At 51.3% G+C, this 14,575-nt stretch carries 7 protein-coding genes, 4 tRNA genes and 1 pseudogene; 7 read left to right on the top strand and 5 right to left on the bottom strand.

What is annotated here, in order from left to right:
- The 7 genes from HCX89_RS08745 to HCX89_RS08715 all read left to right on the top strand — a co-directional run.
- Nucleotides 1-5,274: type I secretion C-terminal target domain-containing protein (locus HCX89_RS08745; protein ID WP_273643484.1), on the top strand; the 5,274-nt coding region annotated here is incomplete at its 5' end.
- 102 nt (nucleotides 5,275-5,376) lie between these two features.
- Complete coding sequence (locus HCX89_RS08740; RefSeq protein WP_028780118.1) at nucleotides 5,377-7,548, top strand: type I secretion system permease/ATPase; 2,172 nt, start codon at nucleotides 5,377-5,379, stop codon at nucleotides 7,546-7,548.
- Nucleotide 7,549: 1 nt separating this feature from the next.
- Nucleotides 7,550-8,932, top strand: a complete 1,383-nt coding sequence (locus HCX89_RS08735; RefSeq protein WP_045283239.1) for an HlyD family type I secretion periplasmic adaptor subunit — start codon at nucleotides 7,550-7,552, stop codon at nucleotides 8,930-8,932.
- A gap of 33 nt (nucleotides 8,933-8,965) precedes the next feature.
- Entirely contained in the window at nucleotides 8,966-10,369 is a 1,404-nt protein-coding gene (locus HCX89_RS08730) for a TolC family outer membrane protein (protein ID WP_045283240.1), read from the top strand.
- On the top strand, nucleotides 10,369-10,974 hold the full coding sequence (locus HCX89_RS08725; RefSeq protein WP_025010062.1) for an OmpA family protein: 606 nt from the start codon (nucleotides 10,369-10,371) through the stop codon (nucleotides 10,972-10,974). The genes HCX89_RS08730 and HCX89_RS08725 overlap by 1 nt, the downstream gene beginning before the upstream one ends.
- Before the next feature lie 17 nt (nucleotides 10,975-10,991).
- Nucleotides 10,992-11,699, top strand: coding sequence for a transglutaminase-like cysteine peptidase (locus HCX89_RS08720; RefSeq protein ID WP_025010063.1), 708 nt, complete (start codon nucleotides 10,992-10,994; stop codon nucleotides 11,697-11,699).
- A gap of 8 nt (nucleotides 11,700-11,707) precedes the next feature.
- Nucleotides 11,708-13,627, top strand: coding sequence for an EAL domain-containing protein (locus HCX89_RS08715; RefSeq protein WP_062793964.1), 1,920 nt, complete (start codon nucleotides 11,708-11,710; stop codon nucleotides 13,625-13,627).
- A 160-nt stretch (nucleotides 13,628-13,787) separates the two neighbouring features.
- Here HCX89_RS08715 and HCX89_RS08710 read toward each other — a convergent pair.
- The 5 genes and pseudogenes from HCX89_RS08710 to HCX89_RS08690 form a co-directional block, all read right to left on the bottom strand.
- A pseudogene (locus HCX89_RS08710) lies at nucleotides 13,788-13,876 on the bottom strand.
- A 102-nt stretch (nucleotides 13,877-13,978) separates the two neighbouring features.
- A tRNA-Pro gene (locus HCX89_RS08705) sits at nucleotides 13,979-14,055 on the bottom strand.
- A gap of 47 nt (nucleotides 14,056-14,102) precedes the next feature.
- Nucleotides 14,103-14,179: transfer RNA gene (locus HCX89_RS08700), tRNA-Pro, on the bottom strand.
- A 132-nt stretch (nucleotides 14,180-14,311) separates the two neighbouring features.
- Nucleotides 14,312-14,387: transfer RNA gene (locus HCX89_RS08695), tRNA-His, on the bottom strand.
- Between the two features lie 44 nt (nucleotides 14,388-14,431).
- Nucleotides 14,432-14,508 (bottom strand) — tRNA-Arg (locus HCX89_RS08690).
- Nucleotides 14,509-14,575: the final 67 nt, after the last annotated feature.

The following is a 14,575-nucleotide window of genomic DNA, read 5'->3' as shown; positions in this document are numbered from 1 at the left end:
AACCCACCAAGCATAGGTAACATCACCAATGTTGCCGTATCTGAAGAGGGGCTGACCGATGGTGCGCCGGATGATGTAGGCGACACAGATACAACAGATGCCGTGATAGCCAACGGTACCATTGAGCTGCAAGATCCTGACAACGATGAGCTGGAAGTTACGCTTAGCGGCCCATCAGGTATAACCTCCGGAGGCGTCGATGTAACCTGGAGTTGGGATGCCAGTACTCAGACTTTGACAGGCTCTGCCGGTTCAACTGTGGTGATGACCATATCGCTCACGGCTCCTGCGGGTAACAGCAGTGGTACTTGGGGTTATGAGGTCACACTGCATGCTCCACTGGATCATCCTGTAGCCAATGTTGAAGATGTGCTCAATTTGAACTTTGGCATTGATGTCGCGGATGGTTCAGGAGCGACAGACTCAAGTTCATTCCAGGTTACAGTTGAAGACGACTCACCTGTTGTCGATGTTGAACCTATCTTGGATGGGGTCAACACTGTTGGCACCTATACTGGGGTCATGAACACATCAGGAGCAGATAAAGACTATAGTGCCGATCTCAGCGGCAACGTAAACGGCTGGGATGCTGGTTCTCAAACCTACTTTGGTGCTTCTGATATCACGGCCGGAGGCAAAACAGTCTTCTTCTTTGTCGATCCAAACAACCCGGATCAACTGTTCGCTTATACAAGCGATGAAAGCCCTGCTACGGCCTATGATGCGTCTAACCCTGATCAGACGCTGATCTTTACCCTCAACACAGATCCAAACAGCGACAGCTATCAACTGGATATATTGCAGAGCATAGACAAGCTGGAAGAGATAGACATTGGCGCGTTGGACGGAGGTAAAGGAGGCATCAGCGGTACCGTGTATGTCACTTATGACAACGCTACCGGTGCCTACAACATATACAACGATCCAAGCAAAGTGCCCTCTGATGCCGAAGTTGCTTTCACGCTTTACGGCCGTGATGGCAACGGAGACTTGGCCGATGTCAATGGTACAGACAACGGCTTTGGGGTGGCTAACCCTTGGGTTTCAGGTGATGAGACCCTTATCGTTGACTATGCAGACACAGTAGCCAGTGCCAGCTTTAACTTCAACGTCGGTAATAACGACCCTGTGCTGGTGCACTACAAGGCCTATGATGCCAACGGTCAACTGCTGGGTGAAGGCGAAATCGGCCCCAACGAAGTTATCAGTGATTTGGGCGCTATCGCCTATATCGAGCTGAGTGCTGTAACGCCTGACGGTGCCAAGTTCCAACTGACCGGCACAACCGCTCAGGAGATCGTCAGCTCCACAGAGCCTCTGGATCTGGACTTTGGTGTAGTGGTCACTGACAGTGACGGCGATCAGACCAACGGCAATCTGGATATTCACCTGGATGCTCCAGGAGGCGCTCCAGTCGCGATTACCTCCTATGCACTGGCCAGTCTGGATGAATTTGGTTTGCAGGATGACAACCTGGATACCGATCAACAGTCACTGCGCTTCAAGGCTGGTGACAGTGAACTTTCAGACTTCGGCTTCAACTATCAAAATGGTGACTTCAGCGGTATTACAGTGGAAGGGATAAGAGAAAACTTCCCATTGAGCTGGCGCCTTGAGGGTGAGTACCTGATAGCTTCAATGCCGGGTAATGGTCCAAATAAAGACGTATTGAAGATCAGTCTGGATTGGTCTGCCATAGCGGCAGGCAGTGAAGGCAATATCATAGTCAACGCTGAGCTGATAGGGAATCTCCCCCACAACATAGATGTCGACTCTCTGAAGATTTCAGGTATTGAGATTGTTGGTACAGATAACAACAACCAAACCGCAGTATCGACTCTGGATGTTAAAGTCGAGAAGTACACGGCTGCTGTGGATGATTACCAGGAAATCAATGAAGATCAGCTGGCAACCGGCAACATTTTTGACAATGACACAGGTGAATTCAGCGATGGCCAAGACATTGAACTGGCCAGCTTTACCGTAGCCGGGGATAGCCAGGTCTACAGCGCAGGAGAAAATGTCACAGTTGAGGGCGGCACTCTGGTTATCAATCTGGATGGTAGTTATACCTTTACACCGGAAGCCAACTGGAACGGTACTGTGCCCGTTATCACCTATGTGACCAACAATGGTGATACTGCGACCCTGACCATCAAGGTCAACAGTGTCAACGACGCACCGACTATTGTTACCACTACCAATGCTGTTGTCTCTGAGGAAGGCTTGACCAATGGCCTGCCGGATTCAAACGGCAGCAGTGATACCACTGACAGTGCCACTGCAAATGGCACTATCCAGCTTCAGGATGTGGATGGTGATGCACTGACTGTTAGCCTGACACCACCAAGTGGTATCACCTCAGGTGGCCAGGCTGTTACCTGGCAGTGGGACGTTGCGACTCACACCCTGACAGGCTCTGTAGGTAACCTTGCAGTAATGACTGTGGTACTGACACCGCCAGCGGGTAATGGCAGTGGTGATTGGGATTATCAGGTCAATCTGTTGGGACCAATAGATCACCCTGATACCAGCATTGAAGATGTTAAAGATCTGACATTTGGTGTCAGTGTTAATGACGGCAATGGCGGTACTGTCTCCGGTAGCTTCGTGGTCAGTGTCGAAGATGATGCGCCTTACATGCCTGATACAGCTCCGGTAACGGCTACGGTAACCGATATTCCGGATACTCTCATAGGCGCCTTCGATCTGACAGGTTACACAGGTAATAGAGGGGAACTGGACTTTAATGGTTTCACCATCACTGCCAGAGGTTTTACCTCATCTACCGACCACACTCTGACCTCGGCAAATATTAACGGCAGCAGTTCAGGCATAGGGGTTGCCAGTGTTGGCTCGCCATACCACAACATAGCCAACGAAGTAGATTTCCGTGAATTTGCTGATGGCACCGGCGTTTCTGAAGAAGTCATCATAGATCTGGATCCCAACACCCTGGCGTTCGGCATGAAGATAGAGTTTGCCAACATCTTCGGAGGTGAGCTTGAAAGCGGTGTGGTTGAGTTCTGGCGTGATGGCCAACTTATATCGACCCAAACCTTCAGCTCTGATGCCAGCAACGGTGACTATGCGGCTGACTTTAACGTGCAGGATGGTGGCTTTGATAGAGTTGTTATCAAGGCAACCGACAACGGCACAGCCCCCAGCCATGGAGACAACAGTGACTTCACGATTTCCTCCATAGAATTCACTGGTACAGGCAATGCCCCGGCAATCGCCTATGCTTCCGGTGAAGTAACGGCCCAATGGGGCGCTGATGGCCAAGGCAGCCTTGCATTGGCAGGTGTGACCGACACGTCCCTGGTTACCGCCAGCGGGGAAGCCGTTGAAGTGACCCTTTCAGGCAATACTTTGCTGGGCCAAACAGACTCGGGCGACTTGGTCTTTAAGCTGGAATTCACCCCAGGTACAGGCCACTGGGACTTCTATCAGTACCAGACCATGCAGGGCACCGAAGACGGCGACCTGGACTTTGCAGTAACGGTAACCGATGCCGATGGTGACTCTTACACCGGCAATATTGCGGTGGTGCCTGTATTTAACTATCAGGTCACTGAAGCGGGTCCAGGCGATCAAACGGTCAATTTGGGTAACGCCGAAGATATCGTTATCGGCGACCTGGATGGCACAGTCGTGGTTCCCGGGCAGGATTACAATATCGCCTTTATGGTCGATAGCTCGGGGAGTATCAACACCAGCACACTTAATACCATGAAGTCCCAGTTGGCACAGGTATTTGAAACTCTCAAAGACAGTGCAGGTGGTGAGCAAAGCGGCACCGTGAAAATATTCTTGGTCGATTTTGATACTCATGCCAAGGGCAGCATCAGTGTAGATCTCAATGACCCCAATGCATTGAGCACTCTTCAGAATGCCCTGAATGACATGAGCAGCGGTGGCGGCACCAACTATGAGGATGTCTTCACCACCACAGCCAACTGGTTCGCCAATGGCGATGCTCAAGATAATAGCGGTGCCACTAACCTGGCCTTCTTTATCACTGACGGCAAACCAACTTACTACAACGCCAATGCCGGTGGGAACCCGAAGATCTACGACACGTGGTGGAGTGGTAATGATCGTAGCTTGTCACAAGTCATTGGCGCAGCCTACGTATTCGGCCAAGTCTATACCGTTAACGGACATGTGGTAATTGACGAAAGCGGTAACGTGTTCAGTGTAGAAGACTTTAACAACGTGAGCAGAAGCCCTGTTGGAGCCATGCGACCCGATGCCCAAGGTAACTATGATTACTATGCCTTGGCTGGTACCGGCAGCAGTACCAATTCGGACACTACGGCGAATTCCGAAGCTGGTTTTGCTCTACTCTCTGGCCTGGGTGTCACGGTTGAAGCCATAGGAATGGGCTCCAATATCGATGAGGATGACCTGCAGTCTTACGATACAGATGGCAACGTCCAGACCAACATCGATGCCGATGAACTTGCCGACGCTATTCTCGGCAATGAAATCACCAATATGCCTGGCTCAGATACCTTGGATGGCGGTGCGGGTAACGACATCATCTTCGGTGACGTGATTCGCTTTGATGGTATTCAAGGTCAGGGTTACAACGCGCTCAAAGCCTTTATTGCCGGCGAGTTGGGCCAAAGTGATGTGACCGATGCTGAAATTCACAACTATATCAGCGAGCATTCAAACCTCTTTGATAAGTCAAGCGCCAACGACAAGGGTGATATCATCCGCGGCGGTGACGGAAGCGATATTCTGTTTGGCCAAGGCGGTAATGATGAACTCTACGGCGGCAATGGTAATGACATGCTGTTCGGTGGTAATGGCAACGACCTGCTGGTTGGCGGCAATGGTGATGATTGGCTCACCGGTGGCCAAGGCGTAGATACCTTCAGCTGGAAAGCGGGTGAAACCGGCACCGACCATATCACTGACTTTGAGCTCAACAAAGATCAGCTGAACCTCAGTGATCTGCTGTTGGGTGAAGAGCACAACTCACTGGAGCAATATTTCGAATTCAGTGTTGCTGATGGCAATACCACTATCTCGATCGATGCAGATCTGGATGGTGAATTCGATCAGCACATAGTGCTCGACGGTGTCGACCTGTTTGCGACATACGGCAGTGATGAAAGCGACATTATCAATGGCTTACTGGGGAACAGTGGCGATGGCCCTCTGATTGTCGACACTCAATCGGGTAACCCTGGTTCCTCCTATGTCAGTCAAACCAGCTCCAGTGGGCTGGATGAGCAAAAAACGCTGGATTCAGTGTTTTAAAAGCTCTGTTGTTTGAATGCTAGCCCATATTGCAATTCGCAATATGGGCTAGCATGGCTGATACTAGAATTAATCATATAAAACGAAAGGATAAGTCGTTCTGTGACCGCATCCGCTTCACCTAAACCTGAGCAATGGACTATCTCGGCTTCCCAGCGAGTCACTGTGGATCCCCTGCTCGACAGTCTGGTTCTATTGACGGAATACTTTGGCAGCCCCTGTTCCAGTGAATCTCTGGCGGCAGGCCTGCCCCTGTCTTCGGCTATTCTGTCCCCGGAACTGGTGCCTCAGGCAGCTGCAAGGGCCGGCCTAACCGCCAAGCTTTCACGTAAAGGCTTGAATCAGGTTACTGCCATTCAGCTTCCCTGTATCTTGCTTTTGAAAGACAAGAAAGCCTGCATTCTTCGCGAGCTGGATCTGGAGCAACAGCATGCCGTGATCCAATTACCTGAAACCGGCGGCGAACAACGCCTGTCCATGGAGGAGCTGGAAACTCTCTATGTAGGCTATCTGTTTCTGGTTAAACAGCAGTACCGTGGCGATATGGGGTTTGATGTTTATCATCACGACCACAGTAAACACTGGTTACTGCAAACCATCAAAGACTCGGCCCCCATCTATCGTGATGCCCTGATTGCCTCAATCCTGGTGAACTTGTTTGCCCTAGTTTCACCGCTGTTTATCATGAACGTCTACGATAAAGTGGTGCCCAACCTGGCATTCGAATCACTGTGGGTACTGGCCATCGGAGCCGGTATTGCTTATCTGTTTGATTTGGTCATGAGGCAGTTGAGGAGTTACCTTATCGATGTTGCCGGTAAGAAAGTCGACATCATCGTCTCGTCGCGACTGTTCTATAAGGCAATCGGCATTCCCCTCGAAAACCGCTCGGCCAGTGTCGGCGGCATGGCGCGTCAGTTAGGTGAGTTTGACAGTATCAGGGAGATCCTTACCTCGGCGACCATCACCACCTTGGTCGACCTGCCCTTCGCCCTGCTGTTTATGTTGATCATCTATCTGGTCGCCGGCGATCTGGCGCTGATCCCATTAATCGCCAGCTTAATCATCATCAGCTATACCCTGATCATTCAGCCCAGGCTCAAGACTGCCATTGAGGAAAGCAATAAATTTGCCAGCCTCAAACACGGCCATCTGATCGAAAGTCTGGCCTCTCTGGAGTCCATCAAGTCATACGGCGCGGAAGGCCTGGTACAAAAAGCCTGGCAGCAGATGATAGGCCACACTGCCAACTGGCAGTTGAGATCGAAAAAGCTCTCCAATTCAGTGGCCAACGTTGCCAACTTTGTGGTGCAGTTGACCGTCGTCAGTGTCGTCATTCTCGGCGTCTACCGGGTTGCCGACAATGATATTTCCATGGGTGGGATCATTGCCGCTGTGATGCTTGCCAGCAGAGCAGTTGCCCCCATGGCGCAACTGGCCGGCTTGATGACTAGAGCCAACCAGACGGCCAGCGCGCTGAGACAGCTGGATCAGATAATGACCCAGGAAGACGAGTTTGAAAACAAAGGCCACCTGGTCAGCAAACAGCGCCTGATGGGCAAGATAGAAGCCGACGACCTCAGCTTCAGTTACCCTGGTTCGGAAAAACCTGTATTGCATCCCTTCGCCTTGAGGATCCGCCCGGGCGAGCGGATAGCCATTATTGGCCGTAATGGCAGCGGCAAGAGCACCTTAGCCAAGCTGCTGGTCGGGTTATTCAAACCCAGTAACGGCAGCCTAAGATACGATGGCATAGACAGTGCCCAGATCCACCCCAGCGATCTACGCCGTAACTTCGGTTATCTGCCACAGGATGTCACCCTGTTCCACGGTTCGGTCAGAGACAATATTCTTTTCGGCACCCGTCAGGTCACCGAGCACCAGTTGATCCGAGCGGTACAGCTTTCCGGGGTCAACCTGTTTACCGATATGGAATCGGAAGGCCTGGATCAACAGGTAGGTGAAGGCGGCCACTCTCTGTCCAGGGGCCAACGGCAAACCGTGGCCTTGGCCAGAGCCATACTCAATGACCCACCCGTGCTGTTGATGGATGAACCCACAGCCAGCCTGGATGCCAGAGCCGAGAAGCAATTCATGCGCTCAATGCATAATGTCAGCCGAGACAGAACCTTGCTGATCATTACTCACAAGATGCACCTGCTGAATCTGGTGGATCGCATCATAGTGATGGATAGAGGCCACATCATTGCCGACGGTCCTAAGGATAAGGTGCTTGAAAAGCTCAACCAAGGGCTGATGGCAGGAGGCAAGTAATATGAATAAGCACCTGACTTCTGATGACTTGGAAATGGTAGACGATGTCTACGGCGCCATGATGACAGATGCTCCCACCAGCCACAGATTGATCATCTGGTCGCTGGCGATAATGATGCTCTGCTTCCTGACCTGGGCCTATTTCGCTTCTCTCGACCGAGTTACCAAGGGCACGGGTAAAGTGATCCCCTCTTCCCAGGTACAGGTCATCCAAAGTCTGGACGGCGGTATTTTGAAAGAGATGTACGTTCAAGAAGGCATGCTGGTCAAACAGGGTGAGCCCTTGGTTCGCATCGATGACACACGTTTCCGTTCCGATGCCGCCCAGCAGGAGCAAGAGGTCTACAGCCTTCAGGCCAACGTTATTCGCCTGCAGGCCGAGCTGAACAGTATCTTTATCTCAGACATGGCCAACGATTGGCGGGAACAGCTCAAGATCACCAAGATCCCGCTGGTATTTCCTGCCGAACTGGCCGAGAAGGAGCCTGAGCTGGTCAAGCGCCAACAGGATGAATACGCCGGCCGTCTGGACAACCTCAGCAACCAGGTCGAAATCCAGGCAAGGCAAATCCAGCAGCGGCAGCAGGAAACCGAAGAGTTAACCTCAAAAATCGGCACCCTGAGTACCAGTTATCGCTTGGTCAGCCGCGAGCTGGAACTGACCAAACCTCTGGCACAGAAAGGCATAGTGCCCGAGGTGGAACTCTTGAAGCTGGAACGTACAGTTAACGACATTCAAGGCGAGCTGGCGACCCTCAGAGTAATGCGCCCTAAGCTCAAAGCCAACATGGATGAGGCGATACTCAAGCGCCGGGAAGCGGTATTGGTTTACGCCGCCGATTCCCGCGCACAACTCAATGAAATGCAGGCCAAGCTGGCAAGAATGAATGAGGCCCAAGTGGGAACCAAGGATAAAGTCAGCAAAGCCGTTATCACTTCACCGGTCAACGGAACCATTAAAACAATAAATATCAATACATTGGGCGGCGTTGTTCAGCCAGGTATCGATATTATGGAGATAGTTCCTTCCGAAGACCAATTGCTGATCGAAACCCGAATTTTGCCAAAGGATATCGCCTTCCTGCATCCGGGGCTGCCCGCCATAGTTAAGGTTACCGCCTATGATTTTACCCGTTACGGCGGGTTGAAAGGCACTGTGGAACAGATAAGTGCAGACACTACTCAGGATGAAGAAGGCAACAGCTTTTATTTGGTAAAAGTGCGGACCGAAGAGTCCAGTTTAATTAAAGACGATGGCACTGAGATGCCCATTATTCCCGGCATGTTGACCTCTGTTGACGTAATTACCGGGAAAAGAACTGTCCTTGAGTACATACTTAATCCCATTCTAAGGGCCAAAGAAACAGCGTTAAGAGAACGCTAGGCTCAAAGTCACAATAAACCTGGAGGGTTTAGCATGAACAAGAAAGTTACTCGGCTGGTGAAACCCAGTGCCTTGGCACTGGCGATTACCGGGCTGATGTTGCCCACGGCAGGGTTTGGTCAGACCCTGGAACAAGCCGTAGCGCAGACATTGGATACCAACCCGGAACTACGGCTCGCCTTTAACCGCTTCAAGGCTCGTGAAGAGCAGGTGAACCAGGCCATAGCCGGTTATATGCCAACGGTAGATATTACCGGTGGCTACGGCTATGAATACACAGACAGTCCGGCCACTCGTCGCCGTTTGGCCGGCACCCTGGATGATGAAATTGAACTCAAACGAGGCGAATTCGGTGTCAGCATCAAGCAGATGCTGTTCGACGGCTTCTTTACCAGCAGTGAAGTCGACAGATACAGCTTCGAAGCCAGTGCCGATCAATGGGCGCTGTTTGCCGCTGCCGAAGATATGGCGCTGGATGTTGCCAAGGTCTATATCAACTACATACGTACCGAGCAGGTGCTGACACTGGCAGAGAAGAACCTCAAGAGCCACCAGGATATCTACGAGCAGATCAAGCAGCGTACTGATTCGGGCCTGGGTTCTACTGCGGATCTGTCGCAAATCACAGGTCGTCTGGCCCGTGCCAACGCCAACGTAGTGTCGGCGCGCAATAACTTCCTCGATGCCAAGAGTCAGTTTTTCCGCATCACCCATCAGCAGCCGGAAGACCTGATAGTACCGGTTCCGGATGCCGATATGTTGCCGGCAGATATAGATGCCAGTATCAAGATGGCTCAGGAGTACCATCCTATTCTCAAGTCGGCCACCAGTGATATTCGCGCCGCCGAGTATGAGAAGTCGTCGGCTCAGTCCAACTACTACCCCAAGATCACGCTGGAGGTGGAAGGCAACCTGAACAACAACCTGGACGGTGAAGACGGCTTTAGCCGTATCGCCAGCCAAAATGTCGGCGGCTACAACAATGACATTCTGGCCATGGTCAGGGTTCGTTATAACCTGTTCGCCGGTGGCCGCGACTTGGCTCGTGAGAAAGAGGCCAGCTACAAGATAGGTGAAGCGAAAGAGATCCGTGAGCGCGCCTATCGTGAAGTGGTTGAAGGCGCCAACCTTGCCTGGAACGCTTATGAGTTCCTGGGGCCACAGAAGCAGTATATTCGCGAGCATGTCATTGCAGCCAAGGACACTCAAGTCGCCTACTCACAGCAGTTCAACCTGGGTCAGCGCACCCTGCTCGACTTGCTGGATACCGAGAATGAGCTGTTTGAAGCCAGAAAAGACTATCTGACCGCCGAGTACGACGAAGTGATTGCCAAATACCGCGTACTCAATGCCACAGGTCAACTACTAGACTCGCTTAGAGTCACTCGCCCCGATGTATGGAAAGGGGAGCGTGAATATGAAGGAGGAGTTAAATAATGAAACTCTTTATCACCCTGCTTAGCGTCGCCATACTGGCGGGCTGCTCAATGCGTGACACGGTTTCCATGGATCAGCCGACAGCTCAGGTCAACGATCTCAATGATAATGACAGAGACGGTGTTATCGAAGCCCGTGAGCGCTGCTCAGGTACCGTTGAAGGTGCCAACATTGATAACTATGGTTGTGGTAAGATCAAGCCTATCAATGAGCGTTCCGAGTTGAAAATACTCTTTGCCAACGACTCCTTCTACATAGATCCTCAGTACTATGATCAAATTGGTGTTATTGCTGACTTTATGAAGCAATATCCCAGCACCAAGGTGACGATTGAAGGACACTGTAGCCGTACCGGCAGCTATGAGCATAACCTCGAGCTGTCACAGAATCGGGCAAACGCCGTAACCAAAGTGCTTGAAGATCAATTCGGTATCACTGCCGATAGACTGACAGCCATAGGTTACAGTTACGATAGACCAGTAGATCCAACAGATACGCAATTGGCCCACAAACGTAACCGCCGAGTGATCGCCGAAGTAACAGGCGAAGACACTATGGCCGATATGAAGTGGAACATCTACACTGTGGATCAAGAAGTGAAATAGGACCTTGATATCCCCATATGACAGGCAGGCTCAACCAGTATTCACTGCTCAGACGGGTCTGCCATTACACAGTACTGGCATCGACTCTAGCAGTGTCATGCCTGTACGCCGCTTCAACCCAACAGCTCGACCCCAACAGCATTACCAGGACACTGGAAGCTCGTTATGGCGAGCGGGCAGGCCTCAGAGCCAGAGCTTGGTTCAAGATATTGGACGAGGCGCAAGGGTTGGACGATATGGGGAAAATCACCAAGGTAAACAACTTCTTTAACCTGTTTCGCTTTGTAGATGATATCAAGCTCTGGGGGATGGCCAACTACTGGGCCACCCCTTTAGAGTTTATCGGAGTAAATGGTGGTGACTGTGAAGACTTCTCCATCGCCAAATACTTCACTCTGCTGCAGTTGGGCATACCTGAAGACAAGATGCGCATCACCATGGTTAAGGCAACCAGTGTTAATCAGTACCATATGGTGCTGGCCTATTATGAGACGCCCTCCTCTGTTCCTCTTATTCTGGACAACCTGGATCGCGAGCTCAAACCGGCAACTCAACGCAGAGACCTGATCCCTGTGTACAGCTTTAACGGTAAGCAATTGTGGCTAAACAAAGAGAAAGGACGCGGTGTATTGGCAGGCTCATCCGCTCGCTTGGAAAAGTGGAATGACCTGAGACACAGATTAGGGGCTGATCGCTTACGTCAGCCAAAATTAAAACTGGAGTAGCTACAGCAATGACACTGTTTCGACAGATATACTCGTTACTGTTTGGGCTGTTTCTCTTGGTTGTAGCCAGTGTGGGCTATGTGCAATTCAATGAGACCCAGAACTTTCTGACCGAGCAGATGGAGTCGGACCTCAATAATGTCAGCCATTCATTGGGATTGATGTTGGTTCCATCGCTGGAGGCCGGTGATCTCGCCACCGCAGAAACCATGGTGAATGTCATCTTCGAGGGTGGCTATTACCAAGAGGTGAAACTCACCTGGTTGGTCGACGGTAAACAGCAGGTCTGGAATAACAATATCCGCATCGAAGATGTGCCCCAATGGTTTATCGATCTGGGGATCTTCACCCCGTTACGCAAGGAAAGCACCATCACTTCGGGTTGGTTGCAGTTGGCCAAGTTGGAAATTACCGCGCACCCGGGTTTCGGCTACCATGAACTGTGGCGCATTATGAGCCACACCCTGATAGCCTTTTCAATCCTGTTTTTGGTCGCCATTCTATTCGCCCGTCTGGGCCTGACCTGGATCCTCAGTCCACTGCATGCCATTGCCGAACACGCCAAGAGCATTGCCAAACGGGAATTCGGCCCGGATATGCCGCTCCCCAAAACCCTGGAACTCAGGGATGTGGTTAACGCCTTCAACAGCATGTCGGCCCAGTTGAAGAAGATCTTCAGCTCTCTGGACGAAGAAGTTACCGCACTCAGGAAGAAGAATCTGGTGGATCAGGTATCCAACCTACCCAACCGTCAATATATGATGGGCCGAATTGGTGGTTGGCTCGGTGAACCCGGCAGCGGTGCCCTGATGATGACCAAGTTCGATTGGCTCGAAGAAGTGCATAGCAAGTATGGCTATCAGGTAAGAGACGAAACTATCAAGCTACTCTCGGAAAAACTGCAGCATGAGCTGGGCGAAATCTGTGAATCTGTCATTGCCCGTATCGCCGCCTATGAATTTGCTTTCCTGGTCACCAATGTTGAGCGTGAACAGTTAAGTAAGTATCTGCAGACGTTGATCCGCACCATCAACCAGGAAATGGTCAAGGCGGGTTGCAAACCCAATGAAGACTACGCCATAGGTATTGCCGAGCGCATAGGACAGATGAACAGCTCAGAACTGCTGGCACGCTCGGACAATGCCCTGCAAATCGCCCTCAAGGAAGGCAAGGTTTATCACTGGTTGGAGACCAATGAGCAGCAGTTGTTCAGTCGCGAACAATGGCGCGACAAGCTTACCGAAGCAATTAACCGTAAGCAGTTCCGTTTCCGTTGGCAGCCAGTGCACTATCAGGACTCAGACAACGTACTGCAGCGGGAGCTTTTCTGTCAGCTGCAGATAGGTGACAAACTGGTACACGCCGGCCAGTTCATGCCTTATGTCGAGCTATTGTCCTTGGGTAGCCTGCTCGACCGCTGCCTGATTGAAAAGATCAGCGAAGATGAGTTGTTGGAGAAAAATGCCGAAGCAGTTGCGGTTAACCTCACCCATCACAGCATCAGCGATCCCAAGTTCCACGAATGGCTCAATCACTTCCTGCGTAACAGTCGCCATGCAAGCCGGTTGGCCTTTGAATTACCGGAAGCCGCCATCTATACCGATATCGATGCCTGCCAGGCGCTGTGTACCGTTATCCGCGACAATGGCGCCAGCATAGGGATAGACCACTTCGGCCGTCAGTTCGGCTCCATGTCTTATTTGCAAAGCCTGCGGCCGGCTTACGTCAAGCTGGATCAATCCTTTGCACAATATGATGAAAACCAGCACAACAGCGAACTGTGCCGGGCACTGGTGAACGTGGCCCGAGGACTGGAAATCGATGTGATAGTCACAGGTATTCAGGAGAAAGGTCAGTTGGAGCGCTTTACGCCACTCAAGACCCAAGCATACCAAGGCTTTATTTCACCGCCGGTGAATGTTGCGTAACTGATATAAGGCTCCCTTCGGGGGGCCTTTCCTTTACCAGAAGCTGCTAGAGACAGCGAAGACCCAAGACACTTAAGCATCTAGAAGATGAAAAAAGGAAGGCGTTGAGTACTCAGAAATCAACAAAAAAGCCCCTGATTTCTCAGGGGCTTAAATGTTTTGGTCGGTGATAGAGGATTCGAACCTCTGACCCTCTGCTCCACTCTGGTTTCCAAGTCAGGATACGCTACCAGACCGCGCTAATCACTGAACTCCACTTGTACCCATGAGAATATCTTTAAGGTCATCACAAGTTCGAAACTATCAAGATAAAAACAAAAAGCCCCTGATTTCTCAGGGGCTTAAGTGTTTTGGTCGGTGATAGAGGATTCGAACCTCTGACCCTCTGCTCCCAAAGCAGATGCGCTACCAGGCTGCGCTAATCACCGAAATACTTTCCAGCTTTTACCCGACTTTAAGTCAGATAAATCAAATTTGGTCGGTGATAGAGGATTCGAACCTCTGACCCTCTGCTCCCAAAGCAGATGCGCTACCAGGCTGCGCTAATCACCGAAATATTGTTTTATTGGGCACCTAGAAAGGAAGAGGGTCACCCTCTGCTCCACTCTGGTTTCCAAACCGGGAGGCGCTATCAATTGCGCTAATCACCGTAAGATTTGAAGCTGACTCGCTTCACGAAAGAAGTGGGGTGACTGATGGGACTTGAACCCACGACAACCGGAATCACAATCCGGGGCTCTACCAACTGAGCTACAATCACCACTGATATTTCTTTCACTGACTGGCACAGCAGTTGAATCAAACTGGTGCGCCCAGAAGGATTCGAACCCTCGGCCTCACCCTCCGGAGGGGTGCGCTCTATCCAGCTGAGCTATGGGCGCCCGCCGTGTCAGCGCCGCATATAGTAGGAGGATTTACTCCCCGCGTCTACACCTGATTTGCTTTTTT

The organism is Shewanella sp. Iso12, assembly GCF_012030025.1.
GTDB lineage: Bacteria > Pseudomonadota > Gammaproteobacteria > Enterobacterales > Shewanellaceae > Shewanella > Shewanella algae.
The sequence above is the reverse complement of the archived record's forward strand: the minus strand, read 5'-3'. Positions and strand labels throughout refer to the sequence as shown.

What these genes read in the sequence shown, in the direction of transcription:
- HCX89_RS08735 (WP_045283239.1), top strand. Translation starts at nt 7,550, where the DNA reads ATGAATAAGCACCTGACTTCTGATGACTTGGAAATGGTAGACGATGTC.
- HCX89_RS08730 (WP_045283240.1), top strand. Translation starts at nt 8,966, where the DNA reads ATGAACAAGAAAGTTACTCGGCTGGTGAAACCCAGTGCCTTGGCACTG.
- HCX89_RS08725 (WP_025010062.1), top strand. Translation starts at nt 10,369, where the DNA reads ATGAAACTCTTTATCACCCTGCTTAGCGTCGCCATACTGGCGGGCTGC.
- HCX89_RS08720 (WP_025010063.1), top strand. Translation starts at nt 10,992, where the DNA reads ATGACAGGCAGGCTCAACCAGTATTCACTGCTCAGACGGGTCTGCCAT.
- HCX89_RS08715 (WP_062793964.1), top strand. Translation starts at nt 11,708, where the DNA reads ATGACACTGTTTCGACAGATATACTCGTTACTGTTTGGGCTGTTTCTC.